The organism is Streptomonospora arabica (genome assembly GCF_039531585.1).
Classification (GTDB): Bacteria; Actinomycetota; Actinomycetes; order Streptosporangiales; family Streptosporangiaceae; genus Streptomonospora; species Streptomonospora halophila.
The window spans coordinates 314,246-338,740 of sequence record NZ_BAAAQI010000002.1; the positions used below are offsets into that span (position 1 = coordinate 314,246).

The 24,495-nt window shown below is 72.0% G+C and carries 22 protein-coding genes, 5 tRNA genes and 1 pseudogene; 10 read left to right on the forward strand and 18 right to left on the reverse strand.

The window, feature by feature from the left end:
- Positions 1-27: 27 nt before the first annotated feature.
- The 3 genes from ABD284_RS04455 to ABD284_RS04465 form a co-directional block, all read right to left on the reverse strand.
- Positions 28-720, reverse strand: a complete 693-nt coding sequence (locus tag ABD284_RS04455) for a nitrate reductase molybdenum cofactor assembly chaperone (protein WP_344141083.1) — start codon at positions 718-720, stop codon at positions 28-30.
- Positions 721-1,158: 438 nt separating this feature from the next.
- Positions 1,159-1,887: an rRNA methyltransferase gene (locus ABD284_RS04460; RefSeq protein ID WP_344141084.1), complete on the reverse strand. Its 729-nt coding sequence runs from the start codon at positions 1,885-1,887 to the stop codon at positions 1,159-1,161.
- An 80-nt stretch (positions 1,888-1,967) separates the two neighbouring features.
- Positions 1,968-2,042 (reverse strand) — tRNA-Asp (locus ABD284_RS04465).
- A 726-nt stretch (positions 2,043-2,768) separates the two neighbouring features.
- On the opposite strand from ABD284_RS04465, the gene ABD284_RS04470 reads away from it, so the two are divergent.
- A complete protein-coding gene (locus ABD284_RS04470; protein ID WP_344141476.1) occupies positions 2,769-3,146 on the forward strand; it encodes an RNA-binding S4 domain-containing protein in 378 nt (125 codons plus the stop codon).
- A gap of 146 nt (positions 3,147-3,292) precedes the next feature.
- Here the strand turns inward: ABD284_RS04470 and ABD284_RS04475 are convergent, their stop codons facing one another.
- From ABD284_RS04475 to ABD284_RS04500, 6 genes are all read right to left on the reverse strand, one after another.
- Positions 3,293-3,703, reverse strand: coding sequence for an SRPBCC family protein (locus ABD284_RS04475; protein WP_344141085.1), 411 nt, complete (start codon positions 3,701-3,703; stop codon positions 3,293-3,295).
- A complete protein-coding gene (locus ABD284_RS04480) occupies positions 3,696-4,013 on the reverse strand; it encodes an ArsR/SmtB family transcription factor (protein WP_344141086.1) in 318 nt (105 codons plus the stop codon). Before ABD284_RS04480 ends, ABD284_RS04475 begins: the two co-directional genes overlap by 8 nt.
- A 261-nt stretch (positions 4,014-4,274) precedes the next feature.
- Positions 4,275-4,348: transfer RNA gene (locus tag ABD284_RS04485), tRNA-Phe, on the reverse strand.
- 24 nt (positions 4,349-4,372) lie between these two features.
- Positions 4,373-4,447: transfer RNA gene (locus ABD284_RS04490), tRNA-Asp, on the reverse strand.
- A 115-nt stretch (positions 4,448-4,562) separates the two neighbouring features.
- Positions 4,563-4,635, reverse strand: a tRNA-Glu gene (locus ABD284_RS04495).
- A gap of 123 nt (positions 4,636-4,758) precedes the next feature.
- Positions 4,759-6,315 (reverse strand): metallophosphoesterase family protein, encoded by a 1,557-nt coding sequence (locus tag ABD284_RS04500; protein ID WP_344141477.1) that lies wholly within the window; start codon positions 6,313-6,315, stop codon positions 4,759-4,761.
- Positions 6,316-6,516: 201 nt separating this feature from the next.
- Here ABD284_RS04500 and ABD284_RS04505 point away from each other — a divergent pair, with 201 nt between their 5' ends.
- Together ABD284_RS04505 and ABD284_RS04510 are read left to right on the forward strand one after the other, a co-directional pair.
- A complete protein-coding gene (locus ABD284_RS04505) occupies positions 6,517-6,870 on the forward strand; it encodes a metallopeptidase family protein (RefSeq protein WP_344141087.1) in 354 nt (117 codons plus the stop codon).
- A gap of 241 nt (positions 6,871-7,111) precedes the next feature.
- Positions 7,112-8,608 (forward strand): MFS transporter, encoded by a 1,497-nt coding sequence (locus ABD284_RS04510; protein ID WP_344141088.1) that lies wholly within the window; start codon positions 7,112-7,114, stop codon positions 8,606-8,608.
- Between the two features lie 318 nt (positions 8,609-8,926).
- Here ABD284_RS04510 and ABD284_RS04515 read toward each other — a convergent pair whose 3' ends face one another.
- On the reverse strand, positions 8,927-9,190 hold the full coding sequence (locus ABD284_RS04515) for a PspC domain-containing protein (protein ID WP_344141089.1): 264 nt from the start codon (positions 9,188-9,190) through the stop codon (positions 8,927-8,929).
- A 352-nt stretch (positions 9,191-9,542) separates the two neighbouring features.
- On the opposite strand from ABD284_RS04515, the gene ABD284_RS04520 reads away from it, so the two are divergent.
- Both ABD284_RS04520 and ABD284_RS04525 read left to right on the forward strand, forming a co-directional pair.
- On the forward strand, positions 9,543-10,244 hold the full coding sequence (locus tag ABD284_RS04520) for a hypothetical protein (RefSeq protein WP_344141090.1): 702 nt from the start codon (positions 9,543-9,545) through the stop codon (positions 10,242-10,244).
- Between the two features lie 77 nt (positions 10,245-10,321).
- Positions 10,322-10,951: a TetR/AcrR family transcriptional regulator gene (locus ABD284_RS04525; RefSeq protein WP_344141092.1), complete on the forward strand. Its 630-nt coding sequence runs from the start codon at positions 10,322-10,324 to the stop codon at positions 10,949-10,951.
- Between the two features lie 106 nt (positions 10,952-11,057).
- On the opposite strand, the gene ABD284_RS04530 is transcribed toward ABD284_RS04525, so the two are convergent.
- The 4 genes from ABD284_RS04530 to ABD284_RS04545 form a co-directional block, all read right to left on the reverse strand.
- Positions 11,058-12,119 carry a glucose 1-dehydrogenase gene (locus ABD284_RS04530; protein WP_344141094.1) on the reverse strand — a complete coding sequence of 354 codons (1,062 nt, stop codon included), beginning with the start codon at positions 12,117-12,119 and terminating at the stop codon, positions 11,058-11,060.
- A gap of 461 nt (positions 12,120-12,580) precedes the next feature.
- A complete protein-coding gene (locus ABD284_RS04535) occupies positions 12,581-13,693 on the reverse strand; it encodes an amidohydrolase family protein (RefSeq protein ID WP_344141095.1) in 1,113 nt (370 codons plus the stop codon).
- A 629-nt stretch (positions 13,694-14,322) separates the two neighbouring features.
- Entirely contained in the window at positions 14,323-14,556 is a 234-nt protein-coding gene (locus ABD284_RS04540) for a hypothetical protein (protein ID WP_344141096.1), read from the reverse strand.
- An 809-nt stretch (positions 14,557-15,365) separates the two neighbouring features.
- Positions 15,366-15,438: transfer RNA gene (locus ABD284_RS04545), tRNA-Lys, on the reverse strand.
- Between the two features lie 666 nt (positions 15,439-16,104).
- Between ABD284_RS04545 and ABD284_RS04550 the strand changes: the two are divergent.
- Positions 16,105-16,973 (forward strand): annotated as a pseudogene (locus ABD284_RS04550) (BCCT family transporter).
- Here ABD284_RS04550 and ABD284_RS04555 read toward each other — a convergent pair.
- Both ABD284_RS04555 and ABD284_RS04560 read right to left on the reverse strand, forming a co-directional pair.
- Positions 16,909-17,568: a GyrI-like domain-containing protein gene (locus tag ABD284_RS04555; protein WP_344141099.1), complete on the reverse strand. Its 660-nt coding sequence runs from the start codon at positions 17,566-17,568 to the stop codon at positions 16,909-16,911. The pseudogene ABD284_RS04550 and the gene ABD284_RS04555 sit on opposite strands and share 65 nt — an antisense overlap.
- Positions 17,558-18,085, reverse strand: a complete 528-nt coding sequence (locus tag ABD284_RS04560; RefSeq protein ID WP_344141100.1) for a PadR family transcriptional regulator — start codon at positions 18,083-18,085, stop codon at positions 17,558-17,560. Before ABD284_RS04560 ends, ABD284_RS04555 begins: the two co-directional genes overlap by 11 nt.
- A gap of 233 nt (positions 18,086-18,318) precedes the next feature.
- Here ABD284_RS04560 and ABD284_RS04565 point away from each other — a divergent pair, with 233 nt between their 5' ends.
- The 3 genes from ABD284_RS04565 to ABD284_RS04575 all read left to right on the forward strand — a co-directional run bounded on the left by ABD284_RS04565 (position 18,319) and on the right by ABD284_RS04575 (position 20,808).
- A complete protein-coding gene (locus ABD284_RS04565; RefSeq protein ID WP_344141101.1) occupies positions 18,319-18,714 on the forward strand; it encodes a MerR family transcriptional regulator in 396 nt (131 codons plus the stop codon).
- Complete coding sequence (locus ABD284_RS04570; protein WP_344141102.1) at positions 18,711-19,700, forward strand: aldo/keto reductase; 990 nt, start codon at positions 18,711-18,713, stop codon at positions 19,698-19,700. Before ABD284_RS04565 ends, ABD284_RS04570 begins: the two co-directional genes overlap by 4 nt.
- 97 nt (positions 19,701-19,797) lie before the next feature.
- A complete protein-coding gene (locus tag ABD284_RS04575; RefSeq protein WP_344141103.1) occupies positions 19,798-20,808 on the forward strand; it encodes a pirin family protein in 1,011 nt (336 codons plus the stop codon).
- Positions 20,809-20,940: 132 nt separating this feature from the next.
- On the opposite strand, the gene ABD284_RS04580 is transcribed toward ABD284_RS04575, so the two are convergent.
- Positions 20,941-21,996, reverse strand: coding sequence for a maleylacetate reductase (locus tag ABD284_RS04580; RefSeq protein ID WP_344141104.1), 1,056 nt, complete (start codon positions 21,994-21,996; stop codon positions 20,941-20,943).
- Positions 21,997-22,495: 499 nt separating this feature from the next.
- Positions 22,496-23,125 (reverse strand): hypothetical protein, encoded by a 630-nt coding sequence (locus ABD284_RS04585; RefSeq protein WP_344141105.1) that lies wholly within the window; start codon positions 23,123-23,125, stop codon positions 22,496-22,498.
- A gap of 319 nt (positions 23,126-23,444) precedes the next feature.
- On the opposite strand from ABD284_RS04585, the gene ABD284_RS04590 reads away from it, so the two are divergent.
- Positions 23,445-24,248: a pentapeptide repeat-containing protein gene (locus ABD284_RS04590; RefSeq protein WP_344141106.1), complete on the forward strand. Its 804-nt coding sequence runs from the start codon at positions 23,445-23,447 to the stop codon at positions 24,246-24,248.
- The last annotated feature ends 247 nt before the right edge of the window (positions 24,249-24,495 follow it).

Sequence of the window (24,495 nt, forward strand, 5' to 3'; positions counted from 1 at the left end):
ACCCGCACTCCCCCGCCCGCTTTCGCACTACCGCGGTCGGCGACCGGCCTCGGGGCGCGCACGCCCGCCGGAGGCCGCGCCGGAGCACGCCGCACCGTCCTCCGATCCGCGGGCCTGCCTCGGAACAGCGGGCATGGTGCCGTCGGCGCCGCCGAGGTGCACCGCGTCCGCCAGGGCGACGGGGGCGGCGCTGGGCCCGGCAGGCGGAAGCGTGGCGCACACCGCGTCCAGCACCCCCGCATAGGGCGTGCCGAGTCCGGCCATCGCCGCACGCAACCGCTCCATCCCGGGCCGCAGCCGCCCGAGCAGCCGCTCTCCGCGGCCGGGGTCGCACCGGGCGGCGAACTCCAGCACCACCGCCAGGTGGTCGGGCTCCTCGGTGCCGACCGTTCGCCAGCCGCGGTGCGCATAGAGGCCGGCGATGCGCGCGCGGACCCGGCGCCGGCGCCGGGCGTCGCCGTCGGCGTGGTCGAGCAGGTGCAGCGTTCGGCGCTGCCGGGTGTCGAAGGCCCGGGCGTACTGGGCGCGCAGGTCGGCCTCGGGCTCGGCGGCCACGCGGTCGCAGAGGTCGGTGAGGGAGCGGCGGGCGGAGATGGCGGGAAGCTCCAGGAGCGCGCGACGGACGAGCGGGAGGCGCTCGAAGAAGCGCCCCTCGGGCGGACCGAGCAGCAGGGAGGCCGACCGGCGCACCACGGCCTCGGCGAGCGCCTCCTCGTCCACGGGTCCCGCCGCGCCGGGCGCCGCCTGTTCCGGCCTCCCGTACCCGCGCGGCGCGGGCAGCGTCGGCGGCATCGGCGGTTCGGCCGGGGACGGATTTCCGTTTCGCCGCGAATACCGCGTCCGGTCCGCGTTTTCCGTTGACCGGATCAGATATCCATCGATCCGAAGCAGGAGTTCTCCTGCACCCGGATTCCGACCTGCAGGTTTACCGCGATTATCCACTGTCACCACTCGCTTTTTGCGTCGCCGTGAACCGGGCGGAGCGCTTTCGCATCCGCCCCAGGACGAGCCGGACCCATCGACCGAATACCCGTTCAGGGGGCTTTCCTCCACACGATGCGCTCTCGGAATTTTCGGCTCCCGTGGAAACACCGACGGAACCGCCCGCTGTGCCGGGGCGGCGGGCTCGGCGGAAGGCCGAAACGCGCGAAGCGGAGCTCAGCGGCGCGCGTCGCCGGCGCGCACGAGCACGGCCGCGCGGTTGCCCACGCGGAGCCGCTCCAGCGCGCGCACGCCCTCGGGCAGGGCGACCTTGCGAGTGCGCGCGGTCACCGCGAGCACGGCGCGCTCGGGCAGGACCGCCGCCAGCGCGCGCAGCATCGCGGGAACGGGCTCGCCGTCGGGCGGCGCGCCGGTGAAGGAGGTGAGGCCGCCGTAGGGCACGTCGGTGAGCACCAGGTCGACGGGGCGCTCCGGCTCGGTCGGGTCGAAGACGTCGCCCGCGCCGACACGGTGGTCGAGGTCGCCGCCGCGTTCGCTCAGCCGCCCGGCCAGGCGCGCCGCGGTGTCGGCCCGGTCCAGCAGGGTCGGCTTCCGAAGCTCCGCGGCCTCGGCGCGCAGCACGCGCTCGCGTTCGGCCAGGCCCCGCCCCGTAAGCAGAGCGAGGTTGCGTTCGGCGATGGACAGCGCGGCGGGCTCGGTGTCGGTGGCCAGCAGCCAGGACAGCCGGTAGCGGTGCAGCGTCCCGACGGAGGCGGCGAGGTGCCCGCTGCCGCAGCAGGGGTCCCACAGCGCAAGGGGCGCTGCGGGCAGGTGGGCGGCGGCGCGCTGAAACAGCTCGTCGGCCAGGCGGACGGGGAACCCGGGGTGGCCCGGCGCGGAGCGGAGCACGTTCCCGCAGGCCAGGTCGGAGTGGTCGCGGCGCTCGGTGGCGTAGCGGTAGGCCACGGGGTCCCTTCGCGGCCGCGGGCGGCGGCGCCGATGCGGAACGGGGGTTCACACGGACCGGGAATCCGGTCGGGAGGAGGCGGTCCTGACGGGATTTGAACCCGCGGCCTCCACCTTGACAGGGTGGCGAGCACTCCTAGCTGCTCCACAGGACCTCGGTGCGGTCGAGCCGCCGGGCGGCTGCGCACTCGCTCCACTCTAGCGCCAGTCGAGAGTGCTCCGCACCTCGGATCCGCCGTATCGAGCTCGCGTCCGACGGGCACGGCGCGCCCCCGTGTCGGCGGGCCGGGCGCGGCGGTGCGGCACCGGTGCGCCAACCGCCCTGGTAGGGCGCTATCGCCGGACCCGGTCCTCCTCCCAGACCGGCTCGTCGGAGGCCTCGACCCGGCCGTCGGCGCGGAAGATGAGGAAGACGAGGAACCGGTCCAGCGACCGGGCGAACCACGGGTCGTGCGCGACGCGAGCACGGTCCCCTCGAACGCCGCCAGGGCGTCTTCCAACGCCTCGGCCGACTCCCCGTCCGGGTTGCCGGTGAACTCGCCGAGCAGCGGCATCGTCGTCGGGGCCGCGCAGCAGCGCTTACAGCACCGCGATTTGGGAAGCGCGCCTGCCGGCTCCCGGAGGGGGTGCCGAACCGCTGCTCGCGCCGGCGCACCGGCTCCCAGCGGTACAGCAGCGGCGCGCACCCGCGGGGGCGGGCTACAGTGCGGGCAGAGGGGCCGCCGCGCACCGCGGGCGGCCCGGTGAGACACCAGCCGATGCGCAGCGCCGCCGGCGACCGGGGATCGCGGCGGCTGCCGGAAGGATCACAGGTGAACGACCCGGAGCGCACCACCCCGCCCGCGCAGAAGGGCGAGCCCGCGGCACAGTCCGACCCCAGGATGCCGCAGGGACATCCCAGCGGCCGCGTGGACCGCTGGGTCTGGGCCGTGCGGCTGGCCAAGACCCGCGCCGACGCCGCCCAGGCGTGCCGCGGCGGGCACGTGCGTGTCAACGACCGGCCCGCCAAGCCCGCGACGCCCGTCCGCGTCGGCGACGAGGTGCAGGTGCGCCTCAACGGCGTCACGCGCATCGTGGACGTCGCCCTGGTGATCGAGAAGCGGGTGGGCGCCCCGGTCGCGCGCCGCTGCTACACCGACCGCAGCCCTGAGCCCGCCCCGCAGCAGCCCGGCGCGGTGCTGCGCCGCGACCGCGGGGCGGGCCGCCCCACCAAGCGCGACCGCAGGCAGATCGAACAGTTGCGCCGCCAGGGACTCTGAGCGGAGCGGCGCCCCGCCCGAGCCTGCAGGCGCTTTCGGGGAGGATCGGCCGGTGCGGGCTGCGCCCGGTTCGATGGCCCCGGTTCGATGGCGCCCGGACTGGCCCCTGACCGCCGGTGCGCCCGGTTCGGTGGCGCCCGGGCCGGTCAGTCGATGCCCGGGGCCAGCTCCGCGAGCCTGGGGACGACGGTCTCGCGCCAGCCGGGCCCCATGCGGTCGTACGCCTGACTCTCGCGCTTGTCGTCGAGGTCGAAGCCGGAGTGGTCCAGCAGCAGGCGGGTGCCGTCGCCCTCCGCGACCAGCCGCCACGTCAGCGTCCAGTTGCCGTTGAACGTGTAGACGAAGCGCTCATGGGGCACCGATTCGAGCACCTTGCACGGGATGGCGCCGAACCCGGGCATGTCCAGATGGAACTCGTGCCCCACCGTTTCGGCGACGTCGCCGGGCGCCCACCACTTCGCGTGCAGGTCCGGCTCGGTCAGCGCCCGCCAGACCTTCCTCGGCGGGGCCGCGATGAACTGGTCGACCGAGATCGTGCCAGTGCGTCCTTCAGTCATCGGGGATCTCCTTCTCGACAAGATCGGCCATGTCGCGCAGCCGTTCGCGCCAGAACCGCTCGAACGGGTGCAGCCAGTCCCCGACCTGCTTCAGCGGCGCCGCCTCCAGCCGGTAGTACCGACGGCGGCCCACCGGCTCGTCGTGGACGAGCGCCGCCCGGCGGAGCACCTGCAGATGCTCGGCGACGGCCGGGCGGCTCATATCGAACTGCTCGGCGAGGTCGCCGGCCGTCCGCGGCCCGTCCGCCAGAAGCTCCAGCAGACGGCGGCGCGCGGGGTTGGCCAGGGCGAGGAAGACGTCATCTGACATACGGGAACGATATGTAAGCATCTCCCGACATGTCAACTATCCCCGACACGTTGCCGTCAGTCCGCATTGGGGGAGAGGAGGACCACGCCATGCGGCAGATCTCAGAGGCCCTTGGGCACTGAGCCGGCCGACAGGTGCGCGAGACGCAGCCGTGCATCGGCCGCAGAGACCCACCGGACGCCACGGGCACCAACCGGCGCAGCAAAATGCCCCGTGGCCGCTTTCCGCGGTTCACGGGGCATTTCATGTGTTCAGAGGATGTGGCCAGGGACGGGGTCGAACCGCCGACCTTCCGCTTTTCAGGCGGACGCTCGTACCAACTGAGCTACCTGGCCAGGCACACCAAGCGGTGTGCGACGCGGTCCTGACGGGATTTGAACCCGCGGCCTCCACCTTGACAGGGTGGCGAGCACTCCTAGCTGCTCCACAGGACCTCGTGTCATGTTCAGTTGTCGCGCGGGTCGAGGATGTCCGATTCTTCGGGATCTTCGTGTTCCGCGCTCCGCGTCTCATTCTGCCAGACCTTCGGCAGTGGTTTGGCCGGAGCCGTACCCCCAACCGGATTCGAACCGGCGTTACCGCCTTGAAAGGGCGGCGTCCTAGGCCACTAGACGATGGGGGCCTCGACGACGAACGCGGTCGTCACTCCCACTTCGCCGGTCGTCGGGGACGGATCAAGCATAGGGGAGATTCCACCGCGGTGCCAAAGCGGTTTGCCGGGCTCCCGGTCGGCGGGCTCGCGGGCTCATCCGGGAGCGCCCGTCGGCTCCGGCCCGGACTCGGACTCCTGCGGACGCGCGGGCGGCGTCTGCGTGGCACCGGCCTCCCCCGAGGCGGGCGTGCCGGTCGGCGACGGGGTGGGGGGCGTGGGCGCCTGAGGCGTGCTGGTGGGCGGGGTGATCTCGCGGTCCGGGTTCTCGGTGATGTGCCGCTCGATCTGCGCCGAGGACAGACCGAGGCCGCCGAGCGTGACGTCGTCCCAGGCCTGGAGCCGCTTGGACTCGCGGTCGAAGTACAGCACGGAGGCCTGGTAGGGCGTTGGCTCGTCGGAGTCGCCGTCCAGCGCGCGCAGCCCCGCGCCGCCCGTCGAGCCCTGCACGATGAAGCGCGTGCCCGTGCCCTGTTGTTCCGTCCAGCGGCTCTGGGCGTCTCCGGCCAGCACCAGCGGGACCCGGCCGCTGAAGGCCTGGCCCTGGCGCGGGTCGTGGAACATCGCGACGTCGACCGGCGGCTCGTGCCCCTCGACCGCCGGCACCTGCTCGGCGCCGATCGCGGCGAGCTCGCCGCCGGTCGGGTTGTCCAGCGCCCTGTCCGGGGTGAAGCGGGGGTCGCCCGCGCCGTAGAAGACGATCCCGCCGACCCGCTGGACCTCGTCGTCCAGTACGACGGCGTTGTCCTGCTCCTGTACCGCGCGCTGAGTGCCCATCGAGTCGTGGTTGCCGCGCACCCACACGTAGGGGACGTCCAGGGATTCGATGTCGTCGACGAAGACATCCTCGGCCGCGCTGCCGCGGTCGGTGATGTCGCCGGTGTCGGCGACCATGTCCACCTGGAACTGCTCGCTCAGGGACCGGACCACGTTCCATCCCGCCGGGTTCAGGTGCAGGTCGCTGACGTGCAGCACCCGGATGGTGTCGGCATCGTCCTCGTAGACCGGCAGCGCCGAGGTCGCCTCGTAGAGCTGGGAGACGTTGCCCACAAGGCTCGCCAGCTGCTCGCGGTAGCGCGAGAACCGGCTGACGACGCTTTCGGCGCTTCCCACCACCTGCGGCGCGCCCGCCAGCAGCCCGGTGTAGCGGGGCTCGGCGATGGCGGCGGGGTTGAACGTGGCGGCGCTGAGCCCGCCCGCGCCGGCGATCACCAGAAGCGCCGTCGCCGCGCTCATCCCGGCCCGCCGCCAGTCGCGGAACAGGATCAGCGCCGTGACGCCCGCGCCGACGACCGCGGCCGCCACGGCTTGCACGAACAGCCGGATGACACCGCTGCGCAGCTCGTCGCCGATGCTGTCGGCCATGCGGTTGATGGCCTCGGGGTTCTGGAACATCTCCCGGGTCGCCGACAGCCGGATCTCCGAGATGGAGGCGCGGAAGCTCAGGGGGCCGGTGTGCGTGTCGAACTCCAGCTTGCCCAGCGGTGAGACGTCGACCACCGTCTTGCCGTCGAAGTCGGGGCTGATGCTGAACTCGACGTCGGCCGGGCCGATGGGCGCCACGATCTGGCCGCCGAGGGTCAGCCCGAGCCAGCCTCCGAGCAGCGCGGCCGCCACCACGGCGCCGTAGCGCCAGGTGCGGCCCCGGCGCATGCGGGAGAACCAGGCGGGGGCGGCTCGCACGGCCTCTGCCAGACGGGATCTCACGCTCGACAACACCTCCCCATCATGCCCGTGCGCGCCTACCGCCAACGTCGTGCCCGCACGCGCGGCGGGCGCCGGCGGGCCCGGCCTCTCGTCCGCCCGGCGCGGCGGCCGGTATCGGCCTCGTCGCCCGCTGCCCTATGCCGCACAATGCGATGCGTGGTGGAACTGACGCGCGCACGGTTCGAGGAGCTTGTCGCAGACGCCCTCGACACCATCCCCGAGAACCTGACCGGCTACATCGACAACGTGGTGATCACGGTGGCCGAGGACCCGCCCGAGCCCGGCCTGCTCGGCCTGTACGAGGGGGTGCCGCTGACCGAGCGCGGCGACGCCTACTTCGGGGTCCTGCCCGACCGGATATCGATCTACTGGCGGGAGATCTGCACCGTGTGCTCGACGCCCGAGGAGGTGGTCGAGGAGGTCCGGATCACGGTCGTGCACGAGATCGCCCACCACTTCGGCATCGACGACGACCGCCTGCACGAGCTCGGCTGGGGGTGATCGGCCGTGCGCCGCACGCCCGACTACGCTGCGCTCCCTCCCGGCCGCCGACTTTACCCGGGCAATACCCGACTAAAACGGCACTTCCGGTACATGAATCCGCTGCGTGAACCTAAGGGCTACAACGAAACAGAAACGAATAGGGTCGAACGACTTGCGGAAAAGCGCACACATCAGGAACGGTAGGTCATCAACCAACGACTTAGAGTGACACCTTTGTTACCAGTAAGGGAGTCGCCGAGTGGGCGATCCGCACATGGACAGCCGCGAAGCACGCGTCCCCTCTCAGGTCCGCGGACAGGCGAACCCACCGCACCCTGAAGCCGACGCCGGCGCCGTCGCCGACACGGCCGCGCCCCCGCCTTCCGGAGGTCCCGCTGCCGTCGCCGACTCCGGCTCCGGTGCTCCCGCGCCCGCAGGTCCCTCCGGCCCCGGGACGCCCGACTCCCCCGGAAGCGCCGCCGAGTCCGGCGGCGACGACTCCCCCGAGCCGCTCTCCGACTGGCGGGACGGGTACCGCGAGGTCCTCAAGGTGCCCGAGTACAGGGCCCTGTGGTCGGCCCACGCGCTGGCGACCACCGGAAACTTCCTGCTCAACGTCGCCATAACCGTGCTCGTCTACCAGCAGACGTCCTCGGCCCTGGCCGCCGGGATCACCCTCGCGCTCACCTACATCCCGCAGGTCATCGGCGGCCCGCTGCTGTCGGGCCTCGCCGACCTCTTCCCGCGCCGCCGCGTCCTCGTGGTCTGCGACGTGATCCGCGCGGTGATGGTGGCCGCGATGGGCATCCCCGGGCTGCCGATCTGGGCGATCTGGACGCTGCTGTTCCTGTCCATCCTGCCGCTGGTGCCCTTCGGAGCGGCCCGCGCGGCGCTGATGGCCGAGATCGTGCAGGGCGAGCGCTACGTCGCCGGCTCGGCCATCTTCCAGCTGACCTCCCAGGCCGGAACGCTGGTGGGACTGGCCGCCGGCGGCTGGGTCGTCGCCGTCATCGGCGCCAACTCCACCGTGATGTACAACGGGCTGACGTTCCTGGTGTCGGCCGCCATCGTCTACGCCGGGGTGCGCCGCCGGCCCGCCCCGCACCAGGACCGCGACGCCCGGCCCTCGCTCTGGCAGGTCACCCGCGACGGCACGCGGCTGGTCTTCGGCGACTCCCGCCTGCGCACGCTGGGCCTGTTCGCCTGGCTCGCCGGGCTCTACATGATGCCCTACGGGCTGGCCAACCCCTTGGCCGACGAGGCGGGCGGCGGCGCCACGGCAGCCGGGTTCATCATGGCGGCGCCGTCGTTGGGGGCCGTGATCGGCGGCTTCGTGCTGACGCGGCTGATCAACCCGACGACCCGCATGCACCTGCTCGGCCCGCTGTCCGTGACGGCCTCGGCGCCGCTGCTGCTCTGGCTCGCCGACCCTCCGCTGTGGGCGATGATCGGGTTGATGGTGTTCTCGGGCGCGGCGGCGTCCTACCAGATCGTCGCCAACGCGGCGTTCGTGCTGTGCGTGCCCGGTGAGGGGCGCGGACTGGCGTTCGGCCTGGTGGCTGCGGGTCTGCAGGCCGCCCAGGGCGTCGGGATCGCGCTCGCGAGCCTGCTGGTGGAGATCACCGGCACGCAGGTGGTCATCATCGCCGCCGGTGCCGTCGGGGTGCTGACCGCGCTGTGGCTGGCCCTCCACTGGTCCCGGATCTCCCACAGCGCGATCGAGCTGATGAACGCGCCGGCTCCTGCGGCCGGCTGACGGGAGCGCGGCGGCGCGGCGCGAGCGGCGACGCGCTGCACGGCGGCCCGTGGGGGCGGCACGTGCACCTGTGCGGGGCCGGCGGCCGGCGGCTGCGGGACGGTCCCGCACGGCGCCGAGCGCCACCTGCTTCGGCGCCGAGCCGCCGTCAGGCGGGAGCGCTGTCCGCGGAGCTCTCGGGCGCCCCCGCCGACACGTTCCGCTCCGGCCCGCACCGGCCGGACGGCTCCGGCCGCGTCCCGCTCGGCTCCCCGTCGCCCTCGTCGAGGGCACGGGGGAGCCTCGCGACGAAGTCCGGTCGTGCGCGCAGCGACCACATCAGTAGTCGGACTTCTTGCCCTGGAAGTTGCGGATGATGTGCTCGAGCATCGAGTCCTCGCCATCCTCCTCGGGCATCACCAGCCAGGCGGCGATGTAGAGCAGGACCGCGGTCCCGGCGCCGAAGATCGTGAGGGCCACGAAGACCACGCGGACGATGTTGGGGTCGACGCCGACGAACTCGCCGATACCGCCGCTCACGCCCGTGAGGATCCGCTGGCGGCGGCTGCGTCGCAGTTTCTTGCTGCCGGTGTTGTCGTTCATGCTTCCAGCGTGCCCTTTCACGGCGCGATTTCCCATCGGGAACCCCCCTGGCGCTCCCCTGACCGCGACCCTGAACCGGAGCCGAAACCGGTCGTTCCGCCGACAGGGGTCGGCCGCTTCGCGGCCGTCCGATGCGCGCTCTCCCTCTCCCGCCTCGTTTGGCCCCGCATGCGGTGTCGACACCTGGGCGAGCCCTGAACCGATCCCGGTGCACGGCTCCGGCGCGGGTGCGCTGCGGGAGGGGCCGCAGGGTCGCGGCTCCGGTCACGCCGCCGCCGGGCCGTTGTTGACCGGGAGCTCATTGCGATTTATTATGACTGACCAGTCAGTCATAATAAGGAGGCCGGTTGTGATGGACACCGATCCCGACGGCACGGGCACGGCTGCGCGGGACGAGCCGCCCGGCCCGGCCGGCGGGCGCGCGACTCCGGAGCGCCGCTCGGACGGGGGCGTCGTCAGGCGTGCGATGCGCCGGGTCGCTGACGCGATGGTGGCTCCGCAGGCCGGAGCGGGCGAGATCGCCCTGACCTTCGGCGCCGCCGGCACCGGCTCCGCGGCGGCGCTCGCAGCGGGCGCGGCGGCCGGCTGGCCGGTGGCGGCGACGGCCGTCGCCGCCCTCGTGGCCTTCGACTACTTCGGCGGCGCGGTCGCCAACGCCACCGCGTCGGCCAAGCGCCGATTCCACGCTCCGGGCCGGGGCGGGCTCCACCGGCTCGGTTTCGTCGCGCTGCACGTCCAGCCTGCGGTGGTCGCCTGGGCCGTGCCGGGCTTCGGTTGGGCCGACGCGGCGGCGGTCTACACGCTCACCCTTGCCGCAGCCGTCGTCGTGGAGCTGACCCGCCCGGATCTGCGCCGCCCGGCCGCCTTCGCCGCGGCGACGCTGGGCATCGCCGCGGCGCTCGCGCTGCTGGGCGTCCCACCGCAGATCGCCTGGCTGGCGCCGGTGGGCTTGATCAAGCTGCTGCTCGGCCACCTGCTGCCCGGCGAAGTGCACGCCGTACCGGCCGCGCCGCCCGCGCCGCCCGATGCGGGTGTCGTCGGCGACACCCGCTGACCGGCACCCGCCGACGGGCGCCCGGACCTGCGGGGCGATCATCGAGGGCGGTACCGCCGCTGAAAGGAAGGGGCCCGATGGCACCCAAACGGGTCGACCGCGACGCCCGCCGCGAGGACATCCTGGACGCCGCCGTGCGCGTCTTCGCTCGCCGGGGCTACGCCGCAACGCGGATCGAGGACGTCGCCGCCGAGGCCGGCATCGCCAAGGGCAGCGTCTACCTCTACTTCGAGGGGCGCGAGGCGCTGCTGGCGGCCGGCTTCGAGCGGATCGCTCGGCGCTCGGCGCAGGTCCTCGCCGACGCGCGGCGCAGCGACCGGCCCGCCAACGACGCGCTGGCCGAACTGGTCGAGGGCGCCGTCGCCATGCTCGCGGCCGAGCCCGACCTCACCGCCGTGATGCTGGACCTGTGGAGCGCGGGAGGCGCCGCGCGCCGCGCCGAGGACGCCGACCCGCCCCCGCCGGCGTTCGACATCGCCGCCGTCTACCGGGAGTACCGCGCTCTCGTGGCGGAACTGCTTCGGCGCGGCGGCAGCGAGGGCGACCTGCGGCCGGGGCTGGGCGAGCCGGAGGCCGCCGTCGTGGTCGCCGCCATCGAGGGGTGCCTGCTGCAATGGCTCGTCGATCCCTCGGTCGATCTGGCCCGGCTGGCCGACCCCATCACCGCGACCTGCCTCGACGGGCTGCGGGCACGCCCGCAGGGCTGAGCCCCGGGCCGCCCTTCGCTCAGCGCCGGCTGCCCGCACGCTCGGGGCGCGGTCGCTCGACGCGGGTAGACGACCGCTCGGAGTGCGGCGCCCGCCCGCCGGTCGCTCACTCCGCGGAGGGGTCGAGGGCGACGACGGTCTTGATGTCGCCCGGCTGCGGCGTGAACGCCTCCGTCGCACGCGCCACGGGAACGCGGCGGGTGATGATGCGCTCCAGCCACGACTCGCCGGCGGCCGCCAAGGCGTCGGCGGCCTGGCGGTAGTGGCGCAGGTTGGCGTTGACCGAGCCGATCACCGCGTCGTTCTCCAGCACGATGTCGCGGTTGAGGCTGCCCGCGTCGACGGTGATGCGGCGGCCGGCCGGCGAGACGCCGGTGAGGCAGACGATTCCGTAGGCGGCGGTGCCCGCCATCGCCTCGAAGACCAGCCGGGCGGCGCCGGTCGCCTCGACGACGATGTCGGGCTCGAGCTTGTCCATCACCTGCTCGATGTCCTCGGAGTGGTACTCCGCGCCGAGGTCGCGCACCAGGAGCGGCTTGGGGCCCTCGGTGACGCGGTCGAGCACGTGCACGTCCAAGCCCCGCTGCTTGCCGAGCAGCGCGGCCAGCAAGCCGATGGGCCCGGCCCCGGTGACCAGGACGCGGCGGGGCTCGAACCAGGAGCGTTCGCCCACCCGCTCGATCTGCTCCCAGGCCTTGGCGACCACGGTGGCGGGTTCCATCAGCACGCCCACCCGCTCCAGGCGGGGGTCGAGCTTGACCGCGTACTCGGGCTCCACCGACCACGCCTGCGCGCCGTAGCCGTCGACCCCCTTGATGCCCCGCTCGGTGTAGCGGCCGTTGCGGCACATGTCGAACTCGCCGCGCGCGCACGCCCCGCACGGAACCGGGTCGGGCCGGCGCACCACGCCCACAGCGAGATCGCCTTCGGCGAACCCGCTGTTCTCAGGCGCCCGGCGGACCCGGCCGAGCGACTCGTGGCCCAGCACGAGCCACTCGCGCCCCTGCGGCAAGGCACCGTGGCCGCCCGCGATGATCTCCCGGTCGGTCCCGCAGACTCCCAGCGCCAGGCCCTGCACCAGCATCTCCCCCGGCCCCGGCTCGGGATCGGGCAGCTCGCGCACCTCCAGCGGCTCATCGCGACCGGGGCTGACGGTGACTGCGCGCATGGCTGCCCTCCACTGGCCTACTGCACCACTGTCCAACCCATGCCTAGCCGCCGCACGGCACTGCAAACCCTCCGGGGGCGCCGATCCGGGCGTCCGGAAGCGGGCGTTTCCTGAGGAATGCGTTCATTCGAGTATTCTCCGCTCTCTTCTTCGCACCTTTCTCCGAATTAGGCGCCGCACGTCACCGACCGTGCACTGTGACCACTCGCCGCCCCGCGATCGCGCACTGTGCACCTGGCCCGAATCCACCGCGCATCCAGTGTCTTGGCCATGCCTGGCCGGAAGGAATGCAATTCCGTGCCGGGCTCTTGCGCGCGCCGTCGACTCGGCGCCTGGCCTGTGTCCAGGTTCGACGTTCGCCTGTTCTCGTATCGATGGTGGCATCGCCGCCGCCACGTCGGGTGGCGGCGCGTTCGAGGGGCCACCCGGTCAGCGGGATACCTCGGTGCGGCGCCGATGCGTCAGACCTTTATGCCGAACAGTTTCTCGGCATTGCGGAACGCGATCTTTTCCTTATCTTCACGCGGAAGATCGACTGCTCGGAACCAGTCGGTCCCTTCTTTGATGCTAGCGAAGGGGTAGTCGGTTGCAAACATCACTCGATCCACACTGATGTACTTTAGCAGGAGGTGGAGCAGTTCATCCTGGAAGAACGCGCTGGTTGTGATCCAGAAGTTGTCCTGGAAGTACTGCGCGATGGGCTTCTTAAGCGAGTCTTCGGTCGGCTCGCCCATGTCTTCGGCGATCCGCTTGTAGTAGAACGGAAGACCTTCGCCCATGTGTCCGATGATGATCTTCAAATTGGGGAATCTATCGAAAACCCCGTATGTGATCATCCGAATGCATTGGGTCAGCACCTCCTGGTGCCAGCCATATCCAGACCCACTGAAAATGTAGTCTTGATACTCCTTCGTGTATTCCGACCGTGTCGTGCTGTAGTAAATTTGGTAGATCTCTTCGGCCGGATACCCGGGATGCAGGTAGATCGGCACATCGAGGGATTCGGCACGCGCTAGCACGGGCTCAAATTCCGGATGATCGAGGAATTTCTTTGTGATGTGTCCGTTGGTCAGGGCGCCCAAGAAGCCGTCTTCCCGAACCGAGCGCTCCAGTTCGTCCGCCGCCGCATCCGGGCTCTGCAATGGCAAGGTTGCGAACGCTTGGAATCGGCCAGGATAACTCGCCATCGGCCCTTCTACAAGCTTCCGGTTGAGACGATAGGCAAAGTCGATGCCCTCTTGCCCCGGGACATTCTGCACAGCCGGCGTATGCGCAGAGAGGATCTGAACGTTGAGTCCCCCCTTGTCCATATCATCGATGCGGCGCTGGCCCAGATTCGCAAGACCTGTTCCCTCAAGGAACGCTATGTGCTCCTCGTTGATGGAGTTCAGCTTCATCAACTCGGGAGTCGAGAAGGTCTCTTCCGTACCGATGAATGACAGGTCCTGGTCGCGGTGCGAGATGTCCGAAGCATCTTGCTCGTTGGTGCATGACGCGAGGATCGGCGCGGCCAATCCAACGCCGGCGCCAAGTGCAGCCCCGCGAGTGAGGAAATTGCGGCGTCCCATCGACATTTTCGTTGGTCCTGTTTCATTCGATTTCATGTCTGTATGTGCTCCGGCGTCGCGTTGTGCAGTGAACGTAAAGATTGACGACCGTGGTCCGCAGGTACCCGCCCGGATTCGCGATCCGCTTCAACTCGCGCTTGGTCGGCGTGGCGGTCGAGCGGAGCATCGTGCGGTCGGGTGATGGGGTGTCTGACACGGCCCATCACAGCCGTGCACTCTCCCGCTGGGAACGCGATGGTGACGTCGTCGAGCGCGACGACGGCTGATTCGCCAGAGCCGTAGTGCTCGACGACACCGGCGAGCATGGCTGCAGCGTCGTCAGCGTTTGGATGACATCGCTTCCCGCAGAGTGCCGCTCGACAACTGTGGAATCTGGACGTTGGGACACGAGATCTCCGATGAGTGGTTGGTGTCCACCACGATGTCGGCGGGCACCGGTCGCTGCGTCGTCCCACAGGAGGTGACGCGTACTCCCACGGGAGTACTTGTGCGCAACCAGAATGAGCTTTCACCCGTAGCGCGGACACCTTAGGTGAGGGCAGACGTGATCATCAGGAAGAATGTCGTCCGTGCCCTCTCCACACTCGCCCGAGTTCCGCCGCCGCGCTGTCGAGCCGGCGCGCCAGGGCAGCACGTCAACCGTCGGGCTCGCCAAAGCCCTCGGTATCAGCCGTTTCTGCCTGCAGAACCGGGTCGCCGAGTTCCGCCGTCGAGGAAGAATCGGTCAGCGATGCCGCCGGGCCAATTCCATGATGGAGTCGCTGTGGGCGACGATGCGGTTGTAGTTGCTCGACAGCCGACCCGTGGAAAACCCGCAAGGAATTGTCCGCAGCAATCTTCGAATGGATAGAATGCTGGTAAATCCCCATAGGCGTCACTCCAGTATCGGAATGCGCAGTCCTACCACGTTCGAAGGGCTCGATCTGCCCTCAGGCACCCCCGGCCGACCTCACTGAAGGCGTCCACACAAGCTCACGACGTCTTCGACGAGACGGCGAGCGTCTTCCATGGTGTGTCGCCTGCCTTCTCGCTGCCTTGGTGCCGGGTCGTCGCTCGCGCGGCATTGTTCCACCCGATACAGACAGCCGAGACGGTCAACCTGGGTGGCGTTGACGCGCGGGAGGAGCCTGCGCGTCAACGCATACGACGTGGGGCCGGCGAGTGGGCCTCGTCGACGCACGCGGGGAGTCGCGCTGACACCTGTGCGGACCGCCGTCGACGACATCGGCCGCGGGTGCCTGAGGGCAGGGTTTGACCTTCGGACACCCGCCCATCCCCGGGCGCGACCGCGGCATCACTGACGACTCCGGTCCGCATGGCAGACCCGAAAGGCGACTCGATCGGCAACCCGGTACATCCACCGCGAGGCTGGATCGGCGCGGATCGACACCGCTGGCGGGAGAGGGCCGGTCAGCTCGTCGTTGCGGTGGGGTGACGCAGGCAGGTGGGGCGCCTCGGTGGCACGATATGGGACGGCCGTGCCGGAGCGTGCCGTGTGCTCCGCATCGCTCCAGCGGGACCGGAGGAGTCGTGGATTCTCGGGCAGTCGGCAGGCGTCCGATTGGCCGCTGACCTGCGCATTCGACACGGTCGCGCGATAAGAGCACCGACGGAGCAACATGACCGTCGATATCGGGCGGCCCGCGGAGATATGGCGGGCGTGACCTGGAAAAACGAGTAGGCCGCCCGGGGCTCGAACCCGGAACCTACTGATTAAAAGTCAGCAGCTCTGCCAATTGAGCTAACGGCCCGCGACGAGTATACCGGCCCGAGCCAGTGGATGCTGCACCACAGCAGGCACGGTTCGTAGCCCGCTGAGCTGCGCAGACAGCACATCTTCCAGGCCGCGGCTCCGGTTGCCGCACACACGATCCCGGACCCCGCCGACCGGCTCCGGGCCCCGACCGGCGCGTTCTCTCTGCGATCTGTCACCCCCTCCAGCCGGGGCCTGGCTTGGGAGGCGCAGCGGCGGCCACCGGGAGGATGCGGCCGTCTCCCGCGCCGCGGCCGAATGAGCCCCGGAGCCCTCGCGGGCCCCACACGCCCGAAGCGCCCCGCGTCGCGGACGTGGTCAGTGCCTGGACGCGGCATGTGGCCGATGCCGTCGGGCGCGACCGGTCGGGCACGCCGCTGTCGCGCTGGCTCGTCGAAAACCGGACTGCAGCCCGGCGGTCACCTCCACCCGCCTGCGGGTGGCACGGGGATGGATCGCGTGGTCGACCGTGTCCGCTTTCGCTGGCCATCGGCACCATCCCGATCGTGGCTCCGCCTCAGCCAAGGCACGCTCCCGCCGCACCGGGGCCCGGCCGGATCGCCGCCTACCGTACCGATCCCGGGGGGCGACGCGCCGTTGGGCCCTCGGAGGCGGGCGGTTCCAAGAGTGAACCCTGACCTGGGGACATGTCGCCATGGATGGGATGAGGGATGGACGATGCGGTTCCGCGTGCAGACCCACCCCGTGGTGTTCGGAGTATCGGTCGTGGCGATCCTGGGGTTCCTGGTCGCCGGGCTGGTCGCCACATCCGCCATGGAACGGGCCTTCTCCTGGATCCACGACACCATCGCCGCGACCTTGGGCTGGTACTACGTCTTGCTCGTCGGCGCCTTCCTGGTGTTCGTGGTCGTGGCTGGGGGCCAGCCGCTTCGGCCGTATCCGCCTCGGTCCCGAGGACAGCAAGCCGGATTACCGCTACATGACGTGGTTCGCGATGCTGTTCACCGCGGGGATGGGGATCGGCCTGGTGTTCTGGGCGGTGGCCGCTACATCGTGGTCGGCTTAAGCCAGGCCTACTTGTCCTACCGACATGACCTGCCGCTGTCCATCCGCAGCACCTTCTACCCCCTGCTCGGCAAGCGCATCCACGGCCGGATCGGCGACGCTGTGGACATTTTCGCTGTGTTCGGCACGATGTTCGGTGTCGCCACCTCGCTGGGCTTCGGCGTCCTCCAGGTCAACGCGGGATTGGCGAGCCTGGGGTTGCTGCCGCAGTCGGCCGCGGTGCAGGTCGTGCTCATCGCCGCCATCAGCGCGACGGCGTGCCTGTCCGTGGCGGCTGGGCTGGACAAGGGCATGCCCGACCGACATCAACCGGTCCGGGCGCCGCCTCCCGCTCCCCGAGCCCGAACTGCTGGGCGGGTTGGCGCGGCGCTGGGCGGCCGGCGTCCAGTAGGTTCCGGGGTCGAAGCCCTAGCGGGCTACCATATCCACGCTGGTCATGGTCTTATCGGCGCCGGTTCTGCCCCGTTCGGCGCTCCGTTCCGAGCGCGGTGTCGACCGGTTGTCTGAGGATGGTGCGCAGCTTCTCGGGGGCGGCCTTGCGTAAGTCGCTGAGGTAGATCTCGTGATGCGTGCCGGCCATGCGCAGGCCGTTGTCCGGAATGAACTCGTGGTGCATCCGCGCCAGCACATCGGCCTCGTCGTCGAAGGAGCCGACGTGCAGCGTCTGCACGCAACGCCCCTCGGACAGCGACTCCAGGCGGACGTCGCCGAGGCGCGCCGGGTGGTTCCCGGCCCCCGCCTGCTCGACGGCCGCGGCGAACATGCGCCGATCGATCCAGTCCGGAACCATGATCATCAGCGTCCAGTCCCACCGGGACTTGTCACGCGAGGTCGTGAAGGAGTCCATGTCCCCGGCCCACCACAGGCCCTCCAGAGGCATGACGACGTAGTCGCGTCCGAGGTCCCGCTTGCTGGCGAACTTCAGCTTGTAGGCCACCGGGTAGAGCGCTCCGACCGCCTCGGCGAAGGCCGGAGAGGTGTTGGGGTCGCCGTGGCCGTTGATCATGAGGTACTGCGTGTCGGGTACGTCCACGATCCGGAAACGCCCGCGTTTGGCCTGGTAGGCGTCGAGGCTCTGCTTGAAGTCGGTCTTAGTCGGCATCGGGCACCTCGACTCGCGCTGCGAGCCACGACCTTTCTGCCTCCAGGAGGCTCAGCGAGTACGAGAACACCTCGCGCGCCGCCGGCGCGAGGGCACTCTGCGCCCGCTCGGCTTCCTCGACGGCCGTGATACGGGCCTCGATCTGCGCGAGCCTGGTGCAGAGCGCTTCGGTGTACTCCCGCTCGGACAGGAGCGGCAGATTGGCGACGCCGACCAGTAGCGGGTGCGGCACCACCCTGGGTTCTGCGATGAGCGCGAGCGCGTTGCGCGTCGCCGCCTCCCGCCCTGCGCTCGTGGCCTGGAAGACACGGCGCGACTTCGCACCGGCGGGAGCCTGCGAGACGCGGACCAGGCCCCGCTTCTCCAGCTTGGTGAGCAGGTAGTAGATCGAGGAGAAGCCGATGTCCGTCCACTGCCGGATGCCGCGCTCGGCGATGACCTGCTCCAGGTCGTAGCCGTGCCGGGGCCGCTCGACGATCAGCCCCAGGACGGTCAGCTCGGACGGGGTCAGCTCCACGGGTCTATTCTAGCTTTAGAATACCCCGCCGTCGATCGGGACAACGAGACCGTGCAAGCGGCGGGCTGCCGGCCGCGGCCGCTTCGGCCTGGGACTCGCCGCGGCCTGACGCAGCGGCAAGGGTTGCCCACCGCATGATGGTCAGGGCCGCGCGGCCCTCGCCCGCCCATCCGGAACCGGCGCAGAGCCGGGGGATTGACCTGGAGTGCAGTCCAGGTACAAGACTCCTCTTCATGAGCACCGCCCACTACACGCCGGGGGAGATCGCCGAGCGCTTCGGGATCAGCCTCGACACCTTGCGCTATTACGAGAAGGAGGGCCTGCTCACCCAGGTCGAGCGCGCTCCTTCCGGGCACCGCCGCTACCGGGCCTCCGACGTCGAGCTGCTGTACCTGGTGCGCTGCCTGCGCGACACCGACATGCCCATCGCGCGGCTGCGCGACTTCGCCGAGCTGGTGCGCGACGGCGACCACACCATCCCCCGCCGAGTGGACATACTGGCCGACCATGACGCCCGCCTCACCGAGCGCATCGCCGAGCTCCAGGAGCGCCAGCAGGCCATCCGGCACAAAATCGACTACTACCGCGGCGTGCTTGCCGCGGCCGACGACGAGGAGATCGCCAGATGAGGTACCGGACCATCGGGACGGGAGCGGCCCGGCGCCGCGTCAGCGCCGTGTGCCTGGGCGCGATGAAGCTCGGCGGAGACATCGACGATGCCACCTCCTTCGCCATCCTCGACCGCTTCGTCGAGGCGGGCGGAACGTTCGTCGACACCGCGAACAACTACCGGTTCTGGGAACCGGGCTGCACCCCCGACGACTCCGAGGCGCTGCTGGGGCGCTGGCGCGCCGCGCGGGTCGGTGACCTTCCAGATGAGCTGGTCATCGCCACCAAACTCGGTGCCCGGCCCACCGTCCCGGGGGGACAGCAGGACACCTGGGAAGGGCTGTCGCGCCCCGCGGTGCGGGCCGCCGCGGAAGGCAGCCTCAAGCGGCTCGGGGTGGAGCGCCTCGACCTGTACTACCCCCATGTGGAGGACCGCAGCGTGCCCCTGGAGGAGACCGTCGACGCCCTGTCGGAACTGGTCGACGCCGGCACGGTGGGCATGCTGGGTGCGAGCAACCACACGGCCTGGCGCCTGGAGCGGGCACGCGGGCTGGCCGAGGCCGCAGGGCGGCACCGCTACCAGGTGCTGCAGCTGCGCTACAGCTACATTCAGCCCCGCGCCGACCTCGGGCTGCCGGAGACGGCACACGTGCACGCCAACAGCGAGCACCTGGACTTCGTGCGCCAGGAGAACGCGGCCGGCCGCGACACCGCCGTGGTCGCCTACACCCCGCTCCTCATGGGCGCCTACTCCCGCAGCGACAGGGAGCTCAGCCGCGCCTACGAGCACCCCGGAACGGCGGCGCGGCTGGCGGCCCTGGACGACGTGGCCGCCCAGGTGGGGGCGACGCGCAACCAGGTGGTGCTGTCCTGGATGATCGACCACGACCCGCCGATCATCCCGCTGGTCGGGGTCAGCAAGGTCGCCCACGTGGACGAGGCGATGGAGGCGGCCGACCTGCGCCTCACCCGAGCCCAGCGCCGGACCCTGGACGAGGCGGCCTGACCCCGCGCTCGCGCCTTCGGCGGGCGCAGCGCAGGGGAGGGCCCGCAGGTACCTTGATGGTGGGGGCGGGGTGGGCTGCTTCCGGGGAGGAGGGGCGATGAGCAACCTGGAGGCGGCGCCGCGGGAGGTGGCCTGTTCCTCGCCGGCCGCGCCGGACGCCGACGACACGCCGCTCGGGCGGGTGCTGGAGCCGCGGGAGGTTCCGCTGGGCGGCCCCAGGGCCATGCGGGTGCGGCGCACGCTGCCCCAGCGCGCCCAGTCCCTGATCGGGGCCTGGTGCTTCGTGGACCACTACGGGCCCGACGACGTCTCCGCGTCCGGCGGGATGCGGGTGCCGGGCCACCCCCACACCGGGCTGCAGACCGTGTCGTGGCTGTTCAGCGGCGAGGTCGAGCACCGCGACACGACCGGCGCGCACGCCCTGGTGCGCCCCGGCGAGGTCAACCTGATGACGGCCGGGAGCGGCATCGCCCACTCCGAGTACTCCACGCCCGAAACCGCGGACCTGCACGGTGCGCAGCTGTGGGTGGCGCTTCCCGACGCCCACCGGTTCACCGCCCCCGGGTTCGACCACTACGCGCCACCGCTGGTCGAGCAGGACGGAGCCCGGGCGCTCGTGTTTCTGGGCTCCCTGCTCGGGCACACGTCGCCGGTGCCGACCTTCTCCCCCTTGGTGGGCGCCGAGATCACCCTGCTGGCCGGGCAGCGGCTGCGGCTGGATGTCGACCCCGCCTTCGAGCACGGCGTGCTGGTCGACACCGGGGCGCTGACCGTCGCCGGTACCGCCGCGGCCTCCGGGCAGCTCGTCTACCGCCCGCCCGGAACCCGCACTCTGTCGCTGCACGCCGTGGACCGCGGAGCCACGCGCGTGCTGCTGCTCGGCGGGCGGCCGCTGAACGAGCGGATCGTGATGTGGTGGAACTTCGTGGGACGCACCCACGAGGAGATCGCGGGCTTCCGGGAGCAGTGGCAGACCGAGCGCGCCGACGGCGGCGCCCCGTCCGACCGGCCGTCCCAGTCCTCCCGGTTCGGCCCCTTCCCCCAGCAGTGGGAGACGACCCTCTCGGCGCCCGACCTCCCCAACGCCCGGCTGCGCCCGCGGGAGTGACCTCTGCACGCGGAGCCCGCAGCCGGCCGACGGGAGTGCACGTCCGACAGACCGCCACCGTCGGCCTCGTGTTCTCCGCATCTCGTCCGCCGCCGGGCTCCCGTACCGGTCGTGCCCGTCCCGCGGAAGCCGCTACCAGGCCTGCCGCAGCAGGTCGGTGATCGCATCGGCGTCGGCCGCCCGCGGGTTGGGGTAAGGGTTGGCGGCGACACGTTCGGCGGCCTCGCGCAGCCCGTCGCGGGGCACGCCCAGCTCCGCGAACGTGGTCGGCCCCTCGTGGCCGCGCGCCAGCCGCGACACGGCGGCGACCGGGTCGCCCCCGGCGATCCGCGCGAGCCGCTCCGCGGTGCGCGGCACAGCGGGCAGGTTGAAACCCATGACGTGCGGCAGCAGCAGCGCGTGGAGCTCGGCGTGCGGCAGGTCGAAGGCCCCGCCCAGAACGTGCGCCAGCTGGTGGTGCAGCCCCATCCGGGTCTGCGCGAGGCACAGGCCCGCGAGCCAGGCCGCCGACTGGAGGCGCTCGCGAGCCGCGATGTCGGCGGGGTCGGCCAGCACCGCCGGCAGCGTGGTGAGGATGCCGTCGACGGACTCCGAGGCCAGCCCGTCGCTTGCCGCCGTGGCGTCGCGCGCCCACAGCGCCTCGACCGAGTGCGCCAAGGCGTTCAGGGCGCTGGTCAGGGTGAGGCCCTTGGGCATGGTGAGGGTGAGTTGCGGGTCGTAGACGACGGTGCCGGGGGCCAGCGCCGGATCGCGGCGCGTGGTCTTCACGCCGTTCTCGGTCTCGCCGAGATTCGGGGTCACCTCGGACCCGGCGTAGGTGGTCGGCACGGCGACCTGCGGCAGACCGGTCCTGCCCGAGAGCGCCTTGGCCAGACCGATCGCCGAACCGCCGCCGATCGCGACGACGCAGTCGGCCCCTGCTCGCTCGGCGACGGCCAACGCCTCGCGGGTCACCTCCACAGGCGTGTGGACGACCGGGCCGTCGAAACGCGCGGCCAGGCCGGGGCCCAGTGCCGCCGCGAGCTCGTCGGCCGGGCCCCGCGCGGAGCGGGTCGAGACGAGCAGCACGCGCTCGGCGCCGAGCCGCTCGGTCTCTCTTGGGATCTCGTGGCGAGCGCCCAGGCCCGCGAGCACCCGGAGTGGAAGGGTCTCGTGCACGGTCACACCGCTGGACGCGCTGTCAGACATGGTTCCTCCCGGCGCCGGCCGCCCGGCCGCCGACCGCGGCTCCTACGCGCGTGGACCGGGTGCTCGCGACGATGATCTGCAGGATGGGCTCGGCCACTGCGGTACTCCGTTCTGCCGTGTGCACGGTCGCACCCCGTCCGCGGCCCCCTTCCCTCGCCGGCGGCCCGGATGAGGACGCGCCGACCGCGACGGTGGCGGCCCTCGGGTTCGCGGCGGGCGGCGGCTGCGGCGAAGGGCCCGGCCGGTGGCGCCGACGAAGCCGCCGGAGGCCTCCGCGGACTGCGGGTCGTCGGCCGCTCCCGCTGTCCCGGATCACGGCGGAGCACACGTCCGGGGAGCGGACCGCGGCTGCGGCCGACCGCCCCGGGCCCGCCCACCCGACCGCGACCAGCGGCGTTTCCCGGCACTGTAGTGGACGCGTTCGCGGCGGCATCGTTCGGGGCGGCCGTCCCCGCCGCTTCTCCGGCGGCCACCTCGCAGCCCGCGCGACGGCGATGACCTAGCGCTTGGGTCGCTTGGCGGGCAGGCCGCGCCGGGCCGCATGGCGGCGGAGCGCGGCGAACAGCCGCGCCGGCTCGGGGGTGTCGAGTCCCGGCAGCACGACGGGGCGGCCGTCGCGCACCCACAGCTTGAGGTCCCCGGGCTCGCCGTTGCGCGGGGAGTGCCGCAGCGCGGTGATGTCGGCCAGAGCCACCGCCCGCAGCCGCCGCCCGGCGCGCAGGACCAGTCCCCGCTCGAAGAGGTAGACGCCCTTGCGGCCGCGCAGCACGGCGGCGGTCCACAGCGCGGACGGAAGGACCGGCAGCAGCAGCGCCACCCGCGCCAGCCGCGGCACCTCCGAGGTCGCGGACGCGAACGACGACTCGGCCGCGACGAGCACGGCCACCGCCGTCGCTCCGGCGGCGGCCACGTAGACCGCGGCGCGCCGGTGGTCCACCTCGCCGTAAGCGTGCGTGCTCACGGGCTCGCCCAGGCCGTGTTCGCGGGCGGCGCCGACGACGCCGGCAGGCATCGCCGCGCCCGGACCGTCGTCGGGCGCAGCGGGAACGGGCCGGGAGCCGGCTGATCCGGATCCGGCGCCGAAGGAGGCGGGGGGATTGGGCACGGAATCCGGAACACGCTTGCTCACTGGAGGATCCAATCGTCGCGGCGGCCGGTATGGGGGCCCGTGCGCATGTACGCACGAGATACGGGCGACCGGCGGCCAGCCTAACAACGCACCCCGAGCCGGGGGCGGGCTCCGCCGCCGCCGCGTCCGAGCGTCCGAAGCCCGGCGCAGCCCGGCGGCGGAGTGCGGCGGCGCCGCCGCACCGGCGGGGCCGCCGGCGAACCTAGACTCGTCGGGGGCACCGCGCCGCCGAACCGGCGGAGCAGGGGCGTTGGGAGTCGGCTACGGAAGGGCGGGCGAGTTGCCGGGCAGTACGCAGGGCGCCGCTGGAGCTGAAGGCGTGCCGGAGCGCTCGGCGCTGCGCGCCGACTGCTCGTCGTGCTTCGGGTTGTGCTGCGCCGCACTGCCGTTCTCCGCCTCGGCGGACTTCCCGGTGGACAAGGCGGCCGGGCGGGCCTGCTCCAACCTGGGTGCCGACTACGGCTGCACCATCCACGCCCGGCTGCGCGACGAGGGGTACCGCGGCTGCACCGTCTTCGACTGCTTCGGCGCCGGCCAGCAGGTCTCGCGGGTCACCTTCGAGGGCCGGTCCTGGCGCGACGACCCCGGTATCGCGCGCTCCGTCTTCGACGCCTTCGGCGTCATGAGGCAGCTGCACGAGCTGCTGTGGTACCTGGACGAGGCCCGTTCGCTGCCGACCTCGGAGCCGCTCGGCGCCGAGCTCCGGGCGCTCCAGAAGGAGGCCGCGCGCCTGACCCGGGCCGATGCCGCACAACTGCGCGAGGCCGACCCGGCTGCGCTGCGGGAGCGGGCCAGGCCCCTGCTGCGGCGCGCGAGCGAGCTGGCCCGGGCGCGGGAGACCCGCCGCGGCCGCGATATGTCGGGCGCCGACCTGGTCGGCGCCGACCTGCGCAAGGCCGACCTGCGCGGTACGGGGCTGCGCGGGGCCCTGCTCATCGCCGCCGATCTGCGCGGCGCCGACCTGCGCCGGACCGACCTCATCGGCGCCGACCTGCGGGACGCCCGCCTCGGCGGCGCCGACCTCACGGGCGCGCTGTTCCTCACCCAGCCGCAGGCCAACGCCGCCCGCGGCGACGCCCGCACCCGGCTGCCGGAGGCCCTGGAGCGGCCGGACCACTGGTAGCCGACAGACCGCAAGTTGCCCGGCGGCCCGGCCGCGTCTGCACCCCACGCGCGCCGAACAGGCGCGCCCGCCGCTCCGCCGCCGCGCAGCATCCGGGCGCGCCCGGGCCGACCGAGCCCGCGCGGCCGGACCCTTCGCCTGCGAGGAAGCCGCACTCCCGACCTGCAAGAGTCGCGGGGGGCGTGTGTGGACGCCCCTCCCCGCGTCGACCGCCGGGCGGCGGCCCCGCGTCGACCGCCGGCCTCGG